This window comes from Microvirga medicaginis (genome assembly GCF_052658925.1).
On the sequence record NZ_JBQWEL010000010.1, the window covers coordinates 168,294 to 188,383 of the forward strand.

The following is a 20,090-nucleotide window of genomic DNA, read 5'->3' on the forward strand; positions in this document are numbered from 1 at the left end:
ATTCGTGATGCAGAAGAAAAAACTCTCTCTCGTGGAAACGGCGCCTGAGCCCATGGGAGCAATCCCTTCCGTCCAGATCAAGAACCTGTCGAAATGGTACGGCACCTTTCAAGCCCTGAAGGACGTCAGCCTCACCATTGCTCGTGGGGAAAAACTCGTCATCTGCGGCCCGTCAGGTTCCGGAAAATCGACACTCATCCGCACCATTAATGCGCTGGAAAGCTTTCAGGAGGGGCAGATCTTCGTCGATGGCGTCGAGCTGACCCGAAAGCCCGAAGCCGTGGAGGCCGTGCGGAAAAGGGTCGGTATGGTATTCCAGCAGTTCAATCTGTTTCCTCACCTGACGGTGCTGGAAAACTGCACGCTGGCGCTGCGCCTCGTGCGCGGCGTCTCGCAGAAAGAGGCCGAAGAAAGAGCGCTGCATTACCTTGGCAAGGTACGTATTCCGGACCAGGCTCACAAATATGCTTCGCAACTCTCCGGTGGCCAGCAGCAGCGTGTCGCCATTGCGCGGGCTCTCTCCATGCAGCCCGACATCATGCTGTTCGACGAGCCGACCTCCGCGCTTGATCCCGAAATGGTCAAGGAGGTGCTCGACACCATGACGCAGCTCGCTGGCGAGGGGATGACCATGGCTGTCGTCACCCATGAAATGGGCTTTGCCCGGCAGGTGGCCGACCGGGTCGTGTTCATGGATCGTGGCGAGATCGTCGAGCAAGGCACGCCCTCCGAGTTCTTCTCGAATCCCAAGGAGCTGCGCGCTCGTACCTTCTTGAGCCAGATCCTTCACTGATCTAGGCTCGACAGCCATTTATAATCATTGGGTTAAGAGGAAAGAAGCGTGGCTCACGATTGCGACATCGTCATCATCGGGGCAGGGCATAACGGTCTCGTCTGCGCCTTTTATCTTGCATCCGCCGGATACAAGGTGAAGGTCTTCGAGCAGCGTTCCGTCGTGGGCGGTGCGGCTGTCACTGAGGAATTCCATCCTGGTTTCCGCAATTCCGTGGCCTCGTACACGGTGAGTCTGCTCAACCCCAAGATCATTCGCGATCTGGACCTGCCTCGCCACGGCCTGAAGGTTGTCGAACGTCGTCTGTCGAACTTCCTGCCCCTTCCTGACGACCAATACCTGAAGATCGGTGAGGGCGTGACCCGATCCGAGATCGCGCGCTTCAGCGCCAGGGATGCCGAGCGCTACGATGCCTATTCCAGCGAAATCGACGCCATCGCGGATGTCCTGCGCGATCTCGTTCTTCAACAGCCTCCGAATCTCGTAGCCAGCGGCTGGCGGGTCGCGCTTTCAGAGGGCTGGCGCGCCTTAATGACCGGTAACCGCCTGCGCGGGCTCTCTATGGCCAATCGACGAGCTCTGCTCGATCTTTTTGCCAAATCAGCAGGCGATTATCTCGATGGCTGGTTCGAGACGGATTGCGTGAAGGCAGTCTTCGGTTTCGATGCCATCGTCGGCAATTTTGCGAGCCCCTATACGCCGAACACGGCCTATGTGCTGCTTCACCATGTCTTCGGCGAGGTGAATGGAAAGAAGGGCGCTTGGGGGCATGCCATCGGTGGCATGGGCGCGATCACGCAGGCAATGGCAAAGGCGGCTCGCGAACGCGGCGTCGAGATTGAAACCAGCGCCCCGGTCCGTGAGGTCATTATCGAAAAGGGAAGGGCGGCTGGCGTCGCCCTGAAGGACGGCCGTACGATCCGTTCGCGCGCCGTGGCTGGCAACGTTCACCCCAAGCTTCTCTTCGATAAGCTGGTCCCGGAAGATGCCCTCCCGGCAGACTTCCTGAGCCGTATGCGGCGCTGGAAGTCGGGCTCGGGCACGTTCCGGATGAATGTGGCGCTCTCATCCTTGCCGAGCTTTACGGCTCTTCCCGGACGGGAGGTGGCCGATCATCATACCGCCGGCATCATCATCGCACCGTCGCTCGCCTATATGGACCGGGCCTATGACGACGCAAAGCATTTCGGATGGAGCCGCGAGCCGGTGGTCGAGATGCTCATCCCCTCGACGCTCGATGACAGCCTTGCGCCCGAGGGCATGCATGTGGCGAGCCTGTTCTGTCAGCATGTCCAACCGACATTCACGGATGGTCGTTCGTGGGACGATCACCGCGAGGAGGTAGCCGACCTGATGATCGCCACCGTCGACCGCTATGCTCCCGGTTTCAAGGAGAGCGTGGTCGGGCGGCAGATCATGAGCCCGCTCGATCTCGAGCGCACCTTCGGCCTGATCGGCGGCGATATCTTCCATGGTGCCCTGACGCTCGACCAGATCTTCAGTGCTCGACCCATGTTGGGCCACGCCGATTATCGCGCCCCGATCACAGGTCTTTATATGTGCGGCGCAGGGACGCATCCGGGTGGTGGTGTGACAGGGGCGCCCGGCCATAACGCGGCGCGGGCCGTCATGGCCGACATGCGGCAGCTGCGCTGACGCGCCTCGAAGCTGCCCACAGATAGACAAGCAAGATCGCGCGTGTCCGAGCCGGCATCACAGTGCCGGCTCCGCTCTTTTGCGCACCCACAGAGCGAACATACCCGGATCACTGGGAACTTCGAGCCCTGCTTGAACTCTCGTCCACCTTGAGTCCTGCGTATTCTCTCACCAAAGAAGCACAGGCTGTGCGTGAGCTTGGTTGGAGCGCACATTGCCGTCTGTGGGCACGCTCAGCTGAGGATTGTACCCAACCGCCGAATTCTTGTGCTTTTCGCATTGTTTAATCGTATCCTACACAGATGCGCGGCGAACATTTGCAAGGCCGTGCGAATAAAGATCATTCTAAACAGTGTTTGACAGTATTCAAAAGTTTTGATCGGATGGTCAAATAAGAGCTTGCCCAAAAGAGGCTGGCCGAGGTGAACGGATCGACAGCCTGCAGAACGCGCCTTGAGCGCGCAGGAGGACTTATGCCTTCAGCACCCGATATCCGAGGCGGGCGGCTGCCCTCGGGCGATTACTGTAACGCGTTTTCCGATCTCCATGCTCCTCTCGATGCTCACGAGGCGCGAGTGGCGGCAGAGCGCTGCCTGTTCTGCTACGACGCGCCTTGCGTGACGGCCTGCGCGACGAGCATCGACATCCCGCTCTTCATCCGGCAGATCGCCACCGGCAATGCGACGGGCGCAGGCAAGACCATTCTCGATTCTAATATTTTTGGCGGCATGTGTGCCCGCGTCTGCCCGACGGAGACGCTCTGCGAGCAGGCCTGCGTGCGTAATGAGGCGGAGGGAAAGCCTGTGATCATCGGGCAGCTCCAGCGCCATGCCACCGACGCGGTCATGGCTTCTCGACGTCAGCTTTACAAGCGCGGTGCGCCGAACGGCAGACGGGTCGCAGTTGTCGGAGCGGGCCCTGCAGGCCTTTCCTGTGCGCATAAGCTCGCCACGCTCGGCTATGACGTGGTGGTCTTCGACAAGCGGCAGAAGGCCGGCGGTCTCAATGAGCATGGGATCGCCTCGTACAAGTCGACCAACGATTTCGCGCAAGCCGAAGTCGAGTGGATCCTGAGCGTCGGAGGTATCGAGCTGCGGTGCGGTCAGGTGCTCGGGCACGATTTCACCCTGGCCGATCTGCGGCGCGACTTCGATGCCGTGTTCCTCGGTCTAGGCCTTCAGGCGGTGAACGCTCTTGGAGTCGACGACGGCGGGTTGCGCGGCGTCGAGGATGCGGTGGCCTTCATCGAGGCTCTCCGCCAGTCGACGGATCTCTCCACGTTGCCGATCGGACGACGCGTCGTGGTCATTGGCGGCGGCATGACAGCTGTCGATGCTGCGGTGCAGGCGAAGAAACTCGGAGCGGAGGAGGTGACCATCGTCTACCGTCGCGGTGCAGAGCAGATGGGCGCCAGCCGCTACGAACAGGAACTGGCGCTCACTGCGGGCGTCGTGGTCCGTCACTGGGCGCGACCGGCCGCCGTTCATGGCAAGGACGGTGTGCTCCGGTCCGTCGCCTTCGCGGCAACAGCGGAGCGCGACGGGCGCCTTGCCGATACGGGCGAGATCTTCGAACTGCCGGCGGATCAGCTCTTCAAAGCCATTGGCCAGCTCTTCGTGCCACAGGTTCTTGAAGGATCGAGTGAGGTGCTCGATCTCGATCGAGGGCGCATCGCCGTTGATGCTGATCGCCGTACCTCTCTGCCGGATGTCTGGGCTGGCGGCGACTGCGTGGCTGGAGGCCGCGATCTCACGGTGGTGGCCGTCGAGGATGGCAAACAGGCAGCCTTGTCGATCGATCGCACCCTTCAAGGCTTCGTGCCGATGGCGGCGGAATAGGGGAGAGAGACATGGCGGATCTCAGCGTCAATTTCTGCGGCATCAAATCGCCGAACCCCTTCTGGCTCGCCTCGGCGCCGCCCACCGACAAAGCATACAATGTCGAGCGCGCCTTCCGCGCTGGCTGGGGCGGCGTGGTCTGGAAGACTCTTGGTGAGGAGGGGCCTCCGATCGTCAACGTCTCAGGCCCACGCTACGGCGTCGTGCATGGACCCGATCGGCGCGTGTCTTCCTTCAACAACATCGAGCTCATTACGGATCGTCCGCTCGAGGTGAACCTGCAGGAAATCACCGAGATGAAGCGCCGCTGGCCGGACCGGGCCATCGTCGTCTCGCTCATGGTACCCTGCGAGGAGGAGGCCTGGAAGCGCATTCTTCCTCGCGTTGAAGCGACCGGAGCCGATGGAATCGAGCTCAATTTCGGCTGCCCGCATGGCATGTCCGAGCGCGGCATGGGCGCGGCGGTCGGCCAGGTGCCGGAATATGTCGAGATGGTCACGCGCTGGTGCAAGACGCATTCGCGCATGCCAGTCATCGTGAAGCTCACGCCCAACATCACGGACGTCCGCAAACCTGCGGAAGCCGCCAAACGCGGCGGTGCCGACGCGGTGTCGCTCATCAACACGATCAATTCCATCGTCGGTGTCGATCTCGACCTCATGATTCCGAGGCCACATACGGACGGCAAGGCAACCCACGGCGGCATGTGCGGTCCTGCGGTGAAGCCGATTGCGCTCAACATGGTTGCTGAAATCGCTCGCTCGCCTGCAACGCATGGTCTGCCGATCTCAGGCATCGGCGGCATCGAAACCTGGCGCGATGCAGCAGAGTTCATGGCTTTGGGCGCCGGCACGGTTCAGGTCTGCACCGCCGCCATGGTCTATGGCTTCAAGATCGTTCAGGAGATGATCACGGGTCTCGAAGCCTTCATGGATGAGCGCGGCTATTCTAAAGTTTGCGACTTCGTCGGCGCAGCCGTGCCGAACGTGACGGATTGGCAGTACCTCAACCTCAATTACGCTGTGAAGGCGCATATCGATCAGGATCTCTGCATCAAGTGCGGCCGCTGCCATGTGGCTTGCGAGGATACCTCGCATCAAGCGATCACACATCTGAAGGACGGCGTGCGGCACTTCGAGGTGATCGATGAGGAGTGCGTCGGATGCAATCTCTGCGCCAGCATCTGTCCCATTGAGAACTGTATCACCATGGTGCCGCTCGTGAATGAGGTGGATCGTCGGACAGGACGTCTCGTGGATGGCTCATACCTCAACTGGACGCAGCACCCGAACAATCCTCAAGTCGCGAAGAAACCTCTCGAGCCGCTCGAGCCCGCAGAGTGAACAGCATGACGGCGCCGGGCGACTGGCGCCGTTTCCATTTACGTCTCGATATTATTGGATCGCCGCTATGGCTGTTTCAATTGTCCAGTTCCTCAGGTCCAGGCGGCAAAATGCCGTCGAGGAGAATGCTTGTGAGCGTCGTGCGGGCAGTCTCGTAGAAGTCGTCGTCAGCAATGGTCTTGCCGGTGATCGCCTCGATCTGGGTGCTGAAATCAGCATAATGCTGCGTGGTTGCCCATATGGCAAAGATGAGGTGCTTAGGGTCAATGGAGCGCATCTTCCCCTCAGCAATCCAGCTTTCAATGATGCGGGATTTCGCCTCCACGATTTCAAGCAGGGTGCCAGTCAGGGCCACATTCAAATGCGTTGCGCCTTGCAGCACTTCCAAAGCGAACAGGCGCGAGGCTGAGGGATGCGTGCGCGAGTATTCGAGCTTGCGGTTGATATAGGCACTCAGCGCGACCCTCGGGTCGCTCGTTCCATCAAGCTCGCGCAAAGGCTCAAGCCACATGTCGAGGGTTCGTGCGAGAACCGCTGTGTAAAGCTCTTCCTTGGTGCGGAAGTAATAGAGCAGGTTCGGCTTCGACAAGCCAGCCGCTTCGGCAATCTGATCGATACGGGCGCCCCTCAAGCCGTAGGCTGCGAAAATAGTCAGAGCCGAGTCAAGAATGCGTTGAACATTCGCTTCTCCCGCTCTGGTCTTGCGCGAGGACATTTGCGGGTCCTGGCCTATCTCATCAGCCACCGATCGACACCTTCTCATTCTATCTGGAGTAGACATTACGTTGCGGATGTGGACTCGCGCAATATCGCTGTTGAGATGCAATCGGTAAGTAATGGCGGGCGTCATTCGCATGATGCTGAAAGCGGCGGCGCGGTGCTTATGATCTGGGCAATGGCCTCGAATGAGTGGTGCAGAGTTTCCGGCAGAGTGGGAACGGCACGATTCTTGCCTAGACAAACCCAGAGACTCTGGAGAGTGTGACAGTGCTGAAGCGCGTGACGAATGAATGGATCGGTGAGAACGAGATGCCGGCTACGCTTGCTGCACAAAGCGCTATGAAACAACCCGCATCGGCGCCTGTCGTTGAGATCAGGGGGGTGTCACTGACCTATGAGACCGCGGACGGCCCTGTCTATGCTCTGTCCGACGTGGATCTGCAGATCGCAGAAGGGGAGTTCGTCTCGTTTATTGGCCCTTCCGGTTGCGGAAAGACGACGTTGCTGCGCGTGATCGCCGATCTTGAGCAGCCGACGGGCGGCCAAATCCATATCAATGGCGTGAGCCCGGAAGAGGCGCGGTTGCGTCGCGACTATGGCTTCGTCTTCCAGGCTCCCGCACTCTATCCTTGGCGTACCATTCAGAAGAACATCGAACTGCCGCTTGAAATCTTCGGCGTCTCCAAAGCCGAGAGGCGTGAGAAGGCATCAAAGCAGCTTGAGCTTGTGAACCTGAAAGGATTCGAGAACAAGTTTCCCTGGCAGCTCTCCGGCGGCATGCAGCAGCGCGCGTCCATCGCCCGCGCTCTTTCCTTCGACCCCAAACTCCTGCTCATGGATGAACCGTTCGGTGCGCTGGACGAGATCGTGCGCGACCATTTGAATGAGCAGCTGCTCAGGCTCTGGGACAAAACCGGCAAGACGGTCCTGTTCGTCACACACTCCATTCCGGAAGCGGTTTTTCTCTCCTCCAAGATCGTGGTCATGTCGCCACGTCCGGGGCGTATCATCGATGTCATCGACGCAAGCGTTCTGGGTCGTGAGCGTACTCTCGATATCCGTGAGAGTCCTGAATTCCTGAAGATTGCCCAAAGGGTCCGCGAGGGTCTGAGAGCGGGGCATTCCTATGACGACTGAAACCCTCTCTCTCGCAGTTTCTCCGGCTTGCCGGAAAGCGTTACACCACGAAGGGAATACCGGTCCCGTTCTAGTGGTTGTCATGGTAATCCTTGCGCTCTGGTACGTGGCTGCCATTTTCATGAACTGGCAGGGTGTGACCGACGCTTTCTCGCGGACGGGCGAGCAGCACACTGCTGGCGAAGTTCTTCTCGCGACTCTGAATCAGGAGCGGCCCGTTCTTCCTGCTCCGCATCAGGTTGTGATCGAGCTGAAAAAGACGGTGCTCGACATCGCAATCACATCCCGCCGTAATCTGCTGTTCCATGCCTGGATAACTCTGTCGTCCACGCTCCTGGGCTTCTGCCTCGGTGCCTTGCTCGGCATCGTATTGGCGGTGCTCATCGTTCATGTGAAGACCCTTGAGCGCAGCCTGATGCCCTGGATCATCTCGTCCCAGACGATTCCGATCCTTGCCATTGCACCGATTATCATCGTTGTTCTGGGCTACATCGGAATCACGGGTCTTTTCCCGAAGGCGATCATCTCCGCCTATCTCTGCTTTTTCCCCATCACGATCAGCATGGTGAAGGGTTTGAACTCGCCCGATCTCATCCAGCGCGATCTGATGCGCACTTATTCCGCATCCAGGGCACAGATCTTCTGGAAGCTGCGTCTCCCGGCTTCGTTGAGCTATTTCTTCGCAGGCCTGAAGGTGGCCATTGCCATCAGCCTTGTGGGTGCCATCGTCGGCGAGTTGCCGACGGGGGCACAGGCCGGACTCGGTGCGCGCCTCCTTGCTGGATCCTATTACGGTCAGACCATTCAAATCTGGGCCGCTCTCTTCGGTGCGGCCATCTTGGCCTCGATCTTGGTCGCTATCGTGAGCGTGGTGGAGCGCATCGTGAACCGTCGCATGGGAGTGCGCCCAGCATGAGTGCCAGCCGCCATGCCCTGATCCTGACACCCCTGGCCATTCTCGGCTGCCTCTATGCCCTGTATCTGGTGCATCGACCGGATGTCGCAGGACAAGCTGGGTTAGCCTTCTGGGCCTTCATCGCGGCCCTGGGGCTGATCGCGGGCTTTGCCATCAGCGGCCTGTCACATCTCAAGCTCAAACAGCCTATAGCCCGCCGTGCGATCGGACTCGCGGTACCAGTTCTTTTCGGTGCATTCCTGTTCTTCCTTTGGGAGGTCATCGTGGTAGGGGCAGGCGTTCCCTCGGTCCTCATGCCTGCGCCCTCCGCCATCGCCGCAAAGTTTGCTGCTTCACTGCCGCTGCTGCGAGCTGACTTTTTCCAGACCGTCGTCAAGTCGGTTCTGTCCGGCTATGCGATGGGGTGTCTTTCGGGATTCCTTGTCGCGATCATCGCGGACCGCGTTCCCTTCCTGCGCAGGGGGCTTTTGCCGCTCGGCAATTTCGTCTCTGCTCTGCCAGTCATCGGCATCGCGCCAATCATGGTCATGTGGTTCGGCTTCGACTGGCCATCCAAGGCGGCTGTCGTGGTGGTGATGACATTCTTCCCGATGCTCGTGAACACGGTCACAGGGCTCGCCGCAGCCGGCAGGCTCGAGCGGGACCTGATGCATTCCTATGCGGCAGGTTACTGGACGAGCCTCATCAAGCTCCGGCTTCCGGTGGCGCTGCCCTTTATATTCAATGCTCTCAAGATCAACTCGACGCTCGCGCTGATCGGCGCCATCGTCGCCGAGTTCTTTGGTACGCCCATCGTCGGTATGGGCTTTCGCATCTCGATTGAAGTCGCCCGTATGTCTCTCGACATGGTGTGGGCGGAAATTGTGCTCGCAGCGATTGCGGGTTCGGCATTCTATGGTCTCGTTGCTCTCATCGAGCGCGGCGCAACCTTTTGGCATCCGTCGTACCGCACATAAGGGGATCCGTGGGCGGCGTTTAGGAGGAGAGAAGAATGATCAGGACCACATTACTGGCGGGGGCACTTGCACTCGGCTTTGCCAGCACCGCCTTCGCACAGGCGGACAAGGTAACGATCCAGCTCAAATGGGTCACGCAGGCCCAGTTCGCGGGCTACTATGTCGCCAAGGACAGGGGTTTCTACAAGGAGGCCGGTCTGGACGTGACGATCAAGCCGGGCGGCCCAGACATCGCACCGCCTCAGGTCATCGCCGGCGGTGGTGCGGATGTCATCGTCGACTGGATGCCATCGGCTCTCGCGGCCCGTGAAAAAGGTGTGCCGCTGGTCAACATCGCGCAGCCGTTCAAGAGGTCCGGCATGATGCTCACCTGCCGCGCCGAGACCGGCATCAAGACGCCGCAGGATCTGAAGGGACGCACCCTCGGCGTGTGGTTCTCCGGAAACGAATATCCCTTCCTCGCCTGGATGGCGAAGCTCGGTCTCAAAACGGATGGATCAGCAGGTGGAGTGAAGGTTCTCAAGCAGGGCTTCAACGTCGATCCGCTCATTCAGAAACAAGCTGACTGCATCTCGACCATGACCTATAACGAGTATTGGCAGGTCATCGATGCGGGCTTCAAGCCGGAGCAGCTCGTGGTCTTCAAGTATGAGGATCAGGGCGTTGCAACGCTCGAGGACGGCCTCTATGTGATGCAGGACAAGCTGAAGGATCCTGCCTTCGTCGCCAAGATGGCAAAGTTCGTGGCAGCCTCTCAGAAGGGCTGGGACTACATGCGCCAGAATCCGGATGAGGCAGCAACCATCGTCCTTGACAACGATGCCTCTGGCGCCCAAACCGAAAAGCATCAGAAGCGTATGGCGGGCGAGATTGCCAAGCTGCTGGACACCTCTGCCAAGGGCAAACTCGATCCGGCAGATTTCGACCGCACGGTTGCAACTCTTCTCTCCTCCGGTGGCGATGCGCCCGTGATCACCAAGAAGCCCGAGGGCGCTTGGTCTCATGCTGTCGTCGACGCCAAAATGTGAGACGCTTACCTCGTCCATATCAGTGAATGTTGGGGCGAGACGTGACGTCTTGCCCCATCCACCAATGATAAATTGATCAGGGAACAGGACCATGTCTCTTCTCATCCGTGGCGGAACCGTCGTGAATGCCGACATGAGCCGTCGTGCCGACGTGCTGATTGACGGTGAGCGGATCGTCGCCGTAGGCGAGCGCCTTGAAGCACCTGCAGGTGCGCAGATCGTCGATGCCGGCGGCGCCTTCGTGATGCCGGGCGGCATCGATCCCCACACGCATATGGAGTTCCTGTTCATGGGGACCGTATCTGCGGATGACTTCGAGTGGGGCACCAAGGCGGCAATCTCCGGTGGAACCACCACCATTGTCGACTTCTGCATTCCCGGCGCAGGCCAATCCCTGATTGATGCCTATCGTGACTGGCGAAACAAGTCCGAAAAGGCTGCAGGCGACTACTCCTATCATCTTGCCATCACATCCTGGTCGGATCAGGTGGAGCGCGAGATGGGTGAGATCGTGAACACTTACGGCGTCAACACCTTCAAACACTTCATGGCATACAAGGGCGCGCTGATGGTGGATGACGATATCCTCTTCCGCTCTTTCAAGCGCTGCGCGGAACTCGGTGCCACGGCCCTCGTCCATGCCGAAAATGGCGATGTCGTTGCGCAGATGCAGAACATGTTCATTGGGCAGGGCAAGACCGGCCCCGAATTCCACGCCTATTCCCGCCCGCCCGAGGTTGAGGGCGAGGCAGCAAACCGCGCGATCATGATCGCCGATATGGCAGGCTGCCCGCTCTACATCGTGCACACTTCCTGCAAGCCTGCGCATGATGCGATTGCCCGCGCTCGCGCGGAAGGCAAACGTGTCTTCGGTGAGCCATTGATCCAGCACCTCGTACTCGACGAAACGGATTATCTCAACAAGAGTTGGGATCATGCGGCCCAACGCGTGATGTCGCCGCCATTCCGGCCAAAGGTTCATCAGGACAGTCTCTGGGCGGGCCTGCAGGCCGGTTCGCTTCAGGTGGTCGCCACCGACCATTGCTCCTTCACGATGGAGCAGAAGCGCATGGGCCTGGGCGACTTTCGCAATATCCCGAATGGCACGGGTGGTCTCGAAGATCGCATGCCGGTGCTCTGGAGCGCAGGCGTCAATACGGGACGGCTCACGCCGAACGAGTTCGTCGCCGTCACCTCGGCGAATTCAGCGCGCATCCTGAACATGTATCCGCAAAAGGGTGTCATCATGCCCGGAGCGGATGCGGATATCGTGATCTGGGATCCGAAGGCGACCAAGACCGTCTCGGCCAGGACCCAGGTGAGCCGCATCGAGTACAACGTGTTCGAAGGTTTTGCGCTCACAGGCCTTCCGGCGAAGGTCTATCTCCGTGGCAGGCTTGCCGCGGAGAATGGTCAGGTCAGGGCCGAACGCGGCCAGGGCCGCTTCGTGGCTCGTCCGCCGCTGCCGGCGTTTGCGCAAGCACAGCGCCTCTGGAAGGCGAATACAGCGCCCAAGGCTGTTGCGCGCTGATTGTGCGCTTGCCCTCTCCCGCATGCGGGAGAGGGCCTCCAAGGTTCATTGCGTTCATTTCGAGATCACATCATGCAAAACCTTACCATCAATCCTCAGCGTCTCTGGGACAGCTTGATGGATACAGCCAAGATCGGTGGCACGGAGAAGGGCGGCATCTGCCGTCTCACGCTGACCGATCTCGATCGCCAGGTGCGCGACTGGTTCCGCAGCCAATGCGAGGCGCTTGGCTGTACAGTCACTGTCGACCAGGTCGGCAATATGTTCGCTACGCGACCGGGCAAGCGGAGCGATCTTTCCCCCATCGCCATCGGCAGCCATCTCGATACGCAGCCGACCGGCGGCAAGTTCGACGGAGTCCTCGGTGTTCTCGGCGGCCTTGAGGTCATGCGGACGATGCACGATCTCGGCTATGAGACCAACGCGCCTCTGATGCTCGTGAACTGGACCAACGAGGAGGGTTCGCGCTTCGCCCCCGCCATGCTCGGCTCCGGTGTCTATGCCGGCGTGTTCGACCGGACCTTTGCCGACAGCCGGGAAGATCGCCAGGGCGTGAAGTTCGGCGATGCCATCGAGAGCATCGGTTACCGGGGCGATGCAGCGCCGGGTTCCGTGAAGTTTGGCGCCATGTTCGAACTTCACATCGAGCAAGGGCCCATTCTCGAAGCCGAGAAAAAGATGGTGGGCGTCGTGACGGGCGTTCAGGGCATGCGCTGGTACGAGGTTGAGTTGACAGGGCGCGAGGCCCATACCGGCTCGACCCCCATGAACCTGCGCAGGAATGCTCTGCTCGGGGCAGTTCGCATCATCGAGCGCGTGGACCGGATTGCCCTGGAGCATTCTCCCTCCGCGGTTGGCACCGTCGGCTTGGTGGAGGTGAAGCCCAACTCGCGCAATGTGATCCCTGGACATGTCTTCTTCACGGTCGATTTCCGGCATCCGGACGATGCTGTGCTCGAAGTCATGGAGGGCAAGCTCATGAGCGCCGTTCCTGCCATGGCGAAGGAAATCGGCCTGGAATTTTCAGTGGAGAAGGTCTGGGACTCCCCTGCGGTCCGCTTCGATCCTGAATGCATTTCCGCGGTTCGCACGGGCACGGAAAAAGCAGGATTTTTGTCCCGTGATATGGTGTCCGGCGCCGGACACGATGCGGCTTATATCGCGCGCGTTGCTCCCACGACGATGATCTTCGTGCCTTGCGAGGGAGGCTTGAGCCACAACGAAGCCGAAAGCACAACGTTTGAGGAATGCGCTGCGGGTGCTCAGGTTCTGCTGAACGCCGTCCTGGAATACGACCAGCGCTTCAGTCAGTAGCTTAACAGCCATGGGGCCGGCCACAGCCGGCCTCTGCTCGTCTCAATGTCGCAGGCTTCCTAAGCCTAGCGGCATTTGTGCTACATCCTGCACCGGGCACGATGAGCGGAGACCGGAATGACAGGGCGAGTTTCAATCAAATCCAACAAGCTGCTCGGTATGGTTGGTCCGAGCGCCGAGAAGACGGTTTCCCTCGCGTTGCAAGGCGGGGGAGCCCATGGGGCGTTCACCTGGGGTGTTCTGGACTACTTGCTTGAGGATGGCCGGCTGGCCATTGAGGCAATTACGGGTGCAAGCGCCGGTGCGATGAATGCGGTCGTCCTCGTGGAAGGTTGGCTGGAGGGCGGCCGGGATGGAGCTCGCCAGCAATTGCGGAAGTTCTGGAAGAGGGTCAGTCTTGATGGTGTGCTCTCGCCCATTCAACGATCCCTCTTCGACCACTTCCTGAGCTATTGGAGCGGAACTCACGGGTCGACGAATGTATGGAGCGGAGCGTTCTCTCATGTCGCAAGTCCCTACGACTTGAATCCGCTGGATATCAATCCACTGAGGGATGCGCTGAACGAGCTGATCAACTTCGAGCGGGTCAGGGCCTGCAAGGAAACAAAACTGTTTGTCTCGGCAACGAATGTCTGGACCGGAAAGATCAGAGTCTTTTCAGCCCCTGAACTGACTGTCGATCACGTTCTTGCATCCGCATGTCTGCCGACGATCTTCAAGGCTGTCGAGATCGATGGCGAGCCCTATTGGGATGGGGGGTACACCGGTAACCCTGCGCTCTTTCCGCTGTTCTATGAGGCCGAGTCAGATGATATCCTGCTCGTTCAGATCAATCCTGTTGAACGCCGATCAACACCACGGACCGCGGAGGAGATCCGCAGCCGGCTGACCGAGATCACCTTCAACGCCAATCTTCTCTACGAGCTCAGGGCTATCGGATTCGTCCGGCGACTGATCGATGAGGGAAAACTCTCGACTGACGACTACAAGCGCGTGCTGATGCACCGGATTCATGGTGGTGCGAAGCTCGATACTTATGCTGCGTCATCGCGCCTCAATGCGCGATGGGATTTCTTCAAGAAACTGAAGGATCTGGGCCGCGCCGCAGCCCGCAGCTGGCTGGCATCGAACTTTCAGGCTCTGGGGCGCGAGAGCACGCTTGATCTTACCAATGCCTAGTCTTAGCTAGTGTGGCTCTATCACAGCAGATCACAAGAGCCGGCAAAGGGCCTTTCCCTCATGGCACGAAAAGCAGGAAGCGCAGACCTGCCGCTGCACAGCGGGCACGTGCCGAAATGGCTTGCTGACCGCATGACGCGCCTTGGTGCCTTGATGAGCGAGGCCATCGTTCATCATTATGGGCGCGATGAATTGCTGCGCCGCTTGGCACATCCTTTCTGGTTCCAGTCGTTCGGCGCTGTCATGGGGATGGACTGGCATTCGTCAGGCATCACCACCAGCGTGATCGGTGCGTTGAAACGCGGCCTGACGCCCTTGTCGAAAGAACTCGGCATTCACATTTGCGGCGGACGCGGGCGTCATTCCCGCCAGACCCCACAGGAGCTGGTGTCCATTGGCGATCGCGTGGGTTTTGACGGATCGGCTCTGGCAAAGGCCAGCCGGTTGATCGCCAAGGTGGACAGCGCCGCCATTCAGGACGGCTTCGATCTCTATCTGCACGGATTCATCGTCACGGATGACGGCAAGTGGGCCGTCGTTCAGCAGGGCATGAACGATGCGCGCCGGCAGGCTCGCCGCTACCATTGGCTGTCGGAAGACCTAAAGAGCTTCGTTGATGAGCCGCATACGGGTATCGATGGAGCCGGGCAGGGGACGATCGTCAATCTGACAGACCGTCGGGCCGAGGCCTCACGCCGGGCCCAGATCGAGATTTTGGATACGATGGGGCCTGACGGGATAGCCCGTAAGTTTCGTGCACTGGCTGAGCAAGACAAAGAGCCTGTTGCCGCATCACAGCCGCTGCTTCCGCATTTGGTCATGCCGGAGCATCATGACGTCCGCTCCGAAGACGTCGTAGTGCGGCGGTTGCACGGAAGTCTCGCTGCTGCTGCTGATCGCGGCCCGGAGGATTTTCCTGATCTCCTGCTGACGCCTGGTGTTGGCCCCCGGACGGTGCAGGCGCTGGCCATGGTGGCAGAGGTCGTTCATGGAGCACCGTGCCGCTTCAGCGATCCCGCGCGTTTTTCATTCGCCCATGGCGGCAAGGATCGGCACCCATTTCCGGTGCCGCTTCGAGTGTATGACCAGACCATTCAGGTTCTGAAATCTGCCATTCAAAAGGCAAAGCTCGGTCGGCAGGAAGAGCTGTTCGCCATGAAGCGGCTAAACGACCAAGCCCGCGCTCTGGAGCGCTTTGCCACAGGTCCGGCCTTCGAGGAACTGGTGGCAGAGGAACAGATCAACTCGCATGTCTATGGTGGGCGCTCAGTATTTGGAGATGAGCCCCCACCGAAGGCCTAGAGCATCGGGCCAAAAGTGGAGGGCCCTTTTGGGAGCCATCCGATGCCCATTCACCAAGAGGCGCATCGCCTCGTGCGGAAAACCGGGGCCACTTTTCGCCAGCGCGGCCCGCTGGGTCCGCGCGATGCGCTAGGATTGTCAAGACGGGCACACGAAGGCATGGGTCTCTGCCGAGGCCAAAACCCGCCAAGCTCAAAGCAACTCCTGGCGATCGTCCTGAGCACGCTCATGCCCCTCCAACCCAGCTTTCCCTGGACGGCTCGGCGAAGCCCGTCGCTGATCTTAAAACGAACCACTTTGCGGCTCCCGCGGTGAGACCGCTGAAGATGATGAGTTGAGTGAACAGGCTGGATACGTACTCCGACTATTCACTTGAGGCTTCATGTCAGCCGAAACCGCATGAGATTAGCTAACGTGAATAGGGAGCCTTGCTCTCGATCGGTTGATGAAGGCCTCCGGCCCTACGCTTCGCGTTGGGAGTCGTCGCGAGAGTATCGAGGATCGTAAGCAATCTCTCCCAGGTGACCTCCCGGCGGAAGAACTTGATGATCCGCTCCCGCGCCTGTCTACCCAGATACAAGCGCTCGACCTTGTTGAGCAGAAGACGAATGGCATTATCTGCCATGGCAACGTTATCGAAGCAGGGTACGAGATATCCCGAGCTTCCATCCTCCACAGTTTCGCGCACGCCGGGAACATTGAACGCGACAACCGGCTTTTCCATCGCTGCAGCCTCCAGCAGAACGTTGGGCAAACCTTCAAAGAAGGATGGAAAAATGAAGACGTCAGTGCAGGCGTAGAGCGGGCGAGGATCAGTGATGAAACCGAAACGATGCACCTGAGGATCCGATGCAAAGGCTTCTTCAGATTGCGGATCGATGGGGTCTCTTGGATTGCTCGGGCCGGCAATGATCAGATGAGCATCGGGCACCGCCTCCTTGATCCTCCGGAAGGCAGGCACGAGTTGATCTACACCTTTCTCTTTACATATCCGTCCAAGAAACAACAAGACCGGCGCATCCTCAGGAATGCCGAGCTCCACACGCAGAGCTCGTCCGGCCTGCAAGGTATCTTCGTTCATCGAAAAGTAATCAGTATCGATACCATTGCTGGAGCCGTGCCCGAGAATCCGCAGCCGGGCCTCATTGCAAATACCCTCGTCAACCAACTGCTGGCCCATCTCTCGGCTGACGGGAATAACGACATCGGACAGTTTGCAGATCAGGCGGTCCATGCCTGCGTAGAAGCGCCGTTTGCGACCGGTCATCATCTCATAGACCCGGCGTCGATTCATGAACACGATCTTGCCGTTGCGAGTCAGGCGCGCAGCCAAGGCACCAAGCAGGCTCGCCTTGGGAGTGGAAATATGAATGATATCGAACCTGTTTCGTAAGAAGAACAATACAACCCGCAGGAGCGACAACAAATCTAGCGGCGTTGGAAGCCGCCTCATAGGGATAACGGAGATACGCGGGCTCCCAAAGAGAGAGGCGTCAAGTGCCGTGTATTCGCGATCTCCCACGATGACGTCAATCTCGTAATTGTTCTTTTCCAAGAACGGGAGAACGTCCTTGTACAAAGTCGCAAGCGTGAAGCTATGGGTACACATAATGCAAATACGGCGCTTTCGGGCTTGGTCCATCACTTTTATTCCCTTGGTCTGAATTGCATTATTGCTGTTCACGATGAGTGAACTGTCATTTCAGTGCATCGGCTGCCTGGGCTGCGATCTCTGATCCGTTGATATTCAGATTCACTTCGACGACATCGCCGGGGAGAAGCTCCGTATCCTCCTCTCCGACAAGGCGAGACTGACCGTTGTCATTCCTCCTGAAAATCCAAATGTGGACGTCGGAAGCGCGAGCCCTGAGAAGGCTTGCTCCTGCTGTTCCTGCCAGTAGTTTCTTCTTCACGGTGTCGAGTTCCGCTCGCAGAGATTCCATCTTGGCGTTTGCCTCCTCCAGGTCTTTAGCCGCCGCGATGCGACGCGTCAGAAGCAATCGCTGCAGTTTCGCGATTGCCTCGTCGTGATCTTTCCTGGCATTGTCGGCAGCGACACTCGTCTGTTGCGCGCGACTCGATGAGAGGAGAGCTGCGCGCCGAACTTCGGTGACACGGCTTGCTGGAACGAGGTTCTTCTTGAATAACTCGTTTACTCTGTCCATGTCCTCGGCGTCGAGCTTGGCCCCTTCTCCCTCGCTCTTTGCTTGCTCTGTAAGGTTTGCAGTTCTTTCTTTCGCCGTTGCGATCACCTTAATGAGGTTGTCTTTTTCCACCTCGTAATCGTTCTGCTCAATCCTCAGATGCTCAGCCTCGAGATCGAGGATTTGGTTCAGGACTTCGGGGCTAAGATTTGAGGGAAACTCGCTTCGGTTGATGGCAACCTGTCGGCCAAGCACGTTTTGCAGACGCCAGACTTGGGCTTTCTCTTTGGCAAAATTGATGGCAAGCGCTATTTCCCGGTTCTGCAACTCAACGGTGTCAAGAGCAGAGTTGTTGTTTCCAACTCCCAAGAGGCTGTATCCACCTGCGACAGATACCGCCTGCCTGATCGTCAGTCCAGGCCGGTAGGCGACCTCGCCTTGACGAGCGATATCGCCACTAAGGTAAACCGGCCGATACTCCAAAATGCGAAGTGAAATCTCATTTGCTTCGATTAATTGAGAAGTGTCGCCATTGTTGATGGTGCGATTTTTGTAGACGAACTGCGGCAAGCGATTCCTGACCTGAGTTCTCACATCAGAGAGCTTTAGCCCTGCAACCTTGATTTCTCCGATCAACGGAAACGAGGCGTCTCCATCAAGATCGACAGGAATGCGCACTTTGACTTCAGGTATTCCCATAATCGAAAGCTCGATTACGTCTCCTGCCTCCAGGCGGTATTCAGAAGCGAGAGGTGAAAGGGCGGAAGCCGGCACTGGAAGAGTTGCAAGCGTACAGAACATGAGCAACGCTAACCGGAGCGATAAGCTCTTCCAGAGTTCTGACATCGTCACTATCGCGAGCGTCATGGCAATCCTTTCCTGGCAGGCAAACCGAATTGAATGCTTCCGAAATGGAGGTCTGTCTTTCGTGCTGCTTGTGCGGCATGCTCCCGTATGAGCACCGTGCGCATGAACAATGCGAGGTAGGTCACAAGCCAGAAAAACGGGCTTGTTGAAGGGCCAAAGGAGTCGCTCGACATGTTAGCGCCAATATAGGCAAGGCCGCCCAGAGCAAGTCCCATGGTCATCAACCGGTGGTCGTACCGGGCACCGCGGGCTACATAGGCTAGGTGAATTGTTGCGCAAAGGGCAAAGATTGCAGCGAGGAGAAGGACGAGACAGACCGCCAACCCCGGAACGCCGAGCATGCGCATGTAGTCGACGATCACGTTATGGCTATGGGAGATAAAACCGTCGCCATAATCTATCGGGATCATCTGGCCTGTCCCTTGGCCGAAGAATGGGTGATTGAAAAACTGATCTAAGCTGAAGTCCCATAGCTCTTTGCGACTCAGCAACGACTTGACATCGTCGTCGTCGGAAAAGAACTGGCCTAGAATGCGTACAGCGCGCGGATTGAAGGTGGTAAGCCCGACGACGCCGAGCGTAGCGACGCCCACACCAAGCCCCAGATTCCGCAGGAAGCTGATCACACGCATTGTGGTGTTCCGCTCCAGGAGCGGCGCGCATAGGAGCAGGAAAGAGGAACTCGCCGAAAAGATCAAGAGGTTCGTCTTCGATCCAGCCGCAATGAACCCGAACGCTGTTGATCCCATCAATGCAAGCCACACTAGACGCTTTCGTGCCGAGAGCGCTAAGGCAAGACCGACGGGGGCGACTGTCGAGAGCACGATTCCGTACTGATTAGAGTGCTTGAAGAATCCGTTTGACCTGTCTCTGTCGGCAAAAAGGATTGCAAACAGAGTGTTGTTGAAATACGCCATGAGGCTCAGCAGAGAAACGAATGCCGCTAGCACCAGGGTGAGTCCAATGAGCGTTCGGGCACGCTCTACCGTAAAAGTCGCATAGAGTAGCAAGAGAAGTGCTGCGCCAGAGAAGTGCGTGACGATCACCCGTCCTGACCGCAGCGGCTCCGGCGCGCTCACGATTGAAAGGTTGGACCAGAGCAGGACGAACGCTCCGCACATAAGGGCAATGGTCGCGAAGCGCATTGCGGTTACGTCGAGGAGGCGATAGGTTCTCGACCGCACGCCTCTGACGGCAAAAAAAAGGCCGAAGGTCATGAGGGGCGTGACGAGCGACATGCCGCCAGGTAAAGACAATGGTTCGGGGAACCACAAGAGAACGGCTGTCGTACCGAGGCAGAGATATGCTGTCATGGCGCAGTAGGGTCTGTGCCGTATACCTCCCTTAACAGAATTTATTGCTTCGG

Annotated in this window: 16 protein-coding genes; 12 read left to right on the plus strand and 4 right to left on the minus strand. The window is 58.6% G+C overall.

What is annotated here, in order from left to right; translation table 11 throughout:
• The first annotated feature begins 7 nt into the window (after positions 1–7).
• From ACUXUR_RS14665 to preA, 4 genes are all read left to right on the plus strand, one after another.
• Positions 8–793, plus strand: coding sequence for an amino acid ABC transporter ATP-binding protein (locus ACUXUR_RS14665; RefSeq protein ID WP_445503129.1), 786 nt, complete (start codon positions 8–10; stop codon positions 791–793).
• Between the two features lie 48 nt (positions 794–841).
• Positions 842–2,449: a phytoene desaturase family protein gene (locus tag ACUXUR_RS14670; protein WP_445503098.1), complete on the plus strand. Its 1,608-nt coding sequence runs from the start codon at positions 842–844 to the stop codon at positions 2,447–2,449.
• Positions 2,450–2,922: 473 nt separating this feature from the next.
• Positions 2,923–4,287 (plus strand): NAD(P)-dependent oxidoreductase, encoded by a 1,365-nt coding sequence (locus tag ACUXUR_RS14675; protein ID WP_445503099.1) that lies wholly within the window; start codon positions 2,923–2,925, stop codon positions 4,285–4,287.
• An 11-nt stretch (positions 4,288–4,298) separates the two neighbouring features.
• On the plus strand, positions 4,299–5,630 hold the full coding sequence (gene preA / locus ACUXUR_RS14680) for an NAD-dependent dihydropyrimidine dehydrogenase subunit PreA (protein ID WP_445503100.1): 1,332 nt from the start codon (positions 4,299–4,301) through the stop codon (positions 5,628–5,630).
• A gap of 76 nt (positions 5,631–5,706) precedes the next feature.
• Here preA and rutR read toward each other — a convergent pair whose 3' ends face one another.
• On the minus strand, positions 5,707–6,393 hold the full coding sequence (gene rutR / locus ACUXUR_RS14685; RefSeq protein WP_445503130.1) for an HTH-type transcriptional regulator RutR: 687 nt from the start codon (positions 6,391–6,393) through the stop codon (positions 5,707–5,709).
• Positions 6,394–6,689: 296 nt separating this feature from the next.
• Between rutR and ACUXUR_RS14690 the strand changes: the two genes are divergently transcribed.
• From ACUXUR_RS14690 to ACUXUR_RS14725, 8 genes are all read left to right on the plus strand, one after another.
• Positions 6,690–7,487, plus strand: a complete 798-nt coding sequence (locus tag ACUXUR_RS14690; protein ID WP_445503131.1) for an ABC transporter ATP-binding protein — start codon at positions 6,690–6,692, stop codon at positions 7,485–7,487.
• A gap of 82 nt (positions 7,488–7,569) precedes the next feature.
• Complete coding sequence (locus tag ACUXUR_RS14695) at positions 7,570–8,403, plus strand: ABC transporter permease (protein WP_445503101.1); 834 nt, start codon at positions 7,570–7,572, stop codon at positions 8,401–8,403.
• Positions 8,400–9,359 carry an ABC transporter permease gene (locus ACUXUR_RS14700; RefSeq protein WP_445503102.1) on the plus strand — a complete coding sequence of 320 codons (960 nt, stop codon included), beginning with the start codon at positions 8,400–8,402 and terminating at the stop codon, positions 9,357–9,359. The genes ACUXUR_RS14695 and ACUXUR_RS14700 overlap by 4 nt, the downstream gene beginning before the upstream one ends.
• Before the next feature lie 35 nt (positions 9,360–9,394).
• Entirely contained in the window at positions 9,395–10,387 is a 993-nt protein-coding gene (locus ACUXUR_RS14705; RefSeq protein ID WP_445503103.1) for an ABC transporter substrate-binding protein, read from the plus strand.
• Positions 10,388–10,478: 91 nt separating this feature from the next.
• Positions 10,479–11,918, plus strand: coding sequence for a dihydropyrimidinase (gene hydA / locus ACUXUR_RS14710; protein WP_445503104.1), 1,440 nt, complete (start codon positions 10,479–10,481; stop codon positions 11,916–11,918).
• A gap of 72 nt (positions 11,919–11,990) precedes the next feature.
• The gene (locus tag ACUXUR_RS14715; RefSeq protein ID WP_445503105.1) at positions 11,991–13,232 is read left to right on the plus strand and encodes a Zn-dependent hydrolase; all 1,242 of its coding nucleotides are present in this window, start codon (positions 11,991–11,993) and stop codon (positions 13,230–13,232) included.
• 117 nt (positions 13,233–13,349) lie between these two features.
• On the plus strand, positions 13,350–14,411 hold the full coding sequence (locus ACUXUR_RS14720; RefSeq protein ID WP_445503106.1) for a patatin-like phospholipase family protein: 1,062 nt from the start codon (positions 13,350–13,352) through the stop codon (positions 14,409–14,411).
• A gap of 60 nt (positions 14,412–14,471) precedes the next feature.
• Positions 14,472–15,713: a DUF763 domain-containing protein gene (locus tag ACUXUR_RS14725; RefSeq protein WP_445503107.1), complete on the plus strand. Its 1,242-nt coding sequence runs from the start codon at positions 14,472–14,474 to the stop codon at positions 15,711–15,713.
• 409 nt (positions 15,714–16,122) lie between these two features.
• On the opposite strand, the gene ACUXUR_RS14730 is transcribed toward ACUXUR_RS14725, so the two are convergent.
• From ACUXUR_RS14730 to ACUXUR_RS14740, 3 genes are read right to left on the minus strand one after another with little or no spacing between them, the layout of a single operon-like run.
• Positions 16,123–17,397 (minus strand): glycosyltransferase family 4 protein, encoded by a 1,275-nt coding sequence (locus ACUXUR_RS14730; protein ID WP_445503108.1) that lies wholly within the window; start codon positions 17,395–17,397, stop codon positions 16,123–16,125.
• A 13-nt stretch (positions 17,398–17,410) separates the two neighbouring features.
• On the minus strand, positions 17,411–18,724 hold the full coding sequence (locus ACUXUR_RS14735; RefSeq protein WP_445503109.1) for a polysaccharide biosynthesis/export family protein: 1,314 nt from the start codon (positions 18,722–18,724) through the stop codon (positions 17,411–17,413).
• Positions 18,721–20,037: an O-antigen ligase family protein gene (locus tag ACUXUR_RS14740; RefSeq protein WP_445503110.1), complete on the minus strand. Its 1,317-nt coding sequence runs from the start codon at positions 20,035–20,037 to the stop codon at positions 18,721–18,723. The genes ACUXUR_RS14735 and ACUXUR_RS14740 overlap by 4 nt, the downstream gene beginning before the upstream one ends.
• Positions 20,038–20,090 lie beyond the last annotated feature (53 nt).

What these genes read in the sequence shown, in the direction of transcription:
- ACUXUR_RS14665 (WP_445503129.1), top strand. Translation starts at nt 8, where the DNA reads ATGCAGAAGAAAAAACTCTCTCTCGTGGAAACGGCGCCTGAGCCCATG.
- ACUXUR_RS14675 (WP_445503099.1), top strand. Translation starts at nt 2,923, where the DNA reads ATGCCTTCAGCACCCGATATCCGAGGCGGGCGGCTGCCCTCGGGCGAT.
- preA (WP_445503100.1), top strand. Translation starts at nt 4,299, where the DNA reads ATGGCGGATCTCAGCGTCAATTTCTGCGGCATCAAATCGCCGAACCCC.
- rutR (WP_445503130.1), bottom strand. Translation starts at nt 6,393, where the DNA reads ATGAGAAGGTGTCGATCGGTGGCTGATGAGATAGGCCAGGACCCGCAA.
- ACUXUR_RS14690 (WP_445503131.1), top strand. Translation starts at nt 6,690, where the DNA reads ATGAAACAACCCGCATCGGCGCCTGTCGTTGAGATCAGGGGGGTGTCA.
- ACUXUR_RS14695 (WP_445503101.1), top strand. Translation starts at nt 7,570, where the DNA reads ATGGTAATCCTTGCGCTCTGGTACGTGGCTGCCATTTTCATGAACTGG.
- ACUXUR_RS14700 (WP_445503102.1), top strand. Translation starts at nt 8,400, where the DNA reads ATGAGTGCCAGCCGCCATGCCCTGATCCTGACACCCCTGGCCATTCTC.
- ACUXUR_RS14705 (WP_445503103.1), top strand. Translation starts at nt 9,395, where the DNA reads ATGATCAGGACCACATTACTGGCGGGGGCACTTGCACTCGGCTTTGCC.
- hydA (WP_445503104.1), top strand. Translation starts at nt 10,479, where the DNA reads ATGTCTCTTCTCATCCGTGGCGGAACCGTCGTGAATGCCGACATGAGC.
- ACUXUR_RS14715 (WP_445503105.1), top strand. Translation starts at nt 11,991, where the DNA reads ATGCAAAACCTTACCATCAATCCTCAGCGTCTCTGGGACAGCTTGATG.
- ACUXUR_RS14720 (WP_445503106.1), top strand. Translation starts at nt 13,350, where the DNA reads ATGACAGGGCGAGTTTCAATCAAATCCAACAAGCTGCTCGGTATGGTT.
- ACUXUR_RS14725 (WP_445503107.1), top strand. Translation starts at nt 14,472, where the DNA reads ATGGCACGAAAAGCAGGAAGCGCAGACCTGCCGCTGCACAGCGGGCAC.
- ACUXUR_RS14735 (WP_445503109.1), bottom strand. Translation starts at nt 18,724, where the DNA reads ATGACGCTCGCGATAGTGACGATGTCAGAACTCTGGAAGAGCTTATCG.
- ACUXUR_RS14740 (WP_445503110.1), bottom strand. Translation starts at nt 20,037, where the DNA reads ATGACAGCATATCTCTGCCTCGGTACGACAGCCGTTCTCTTGTGGTTC.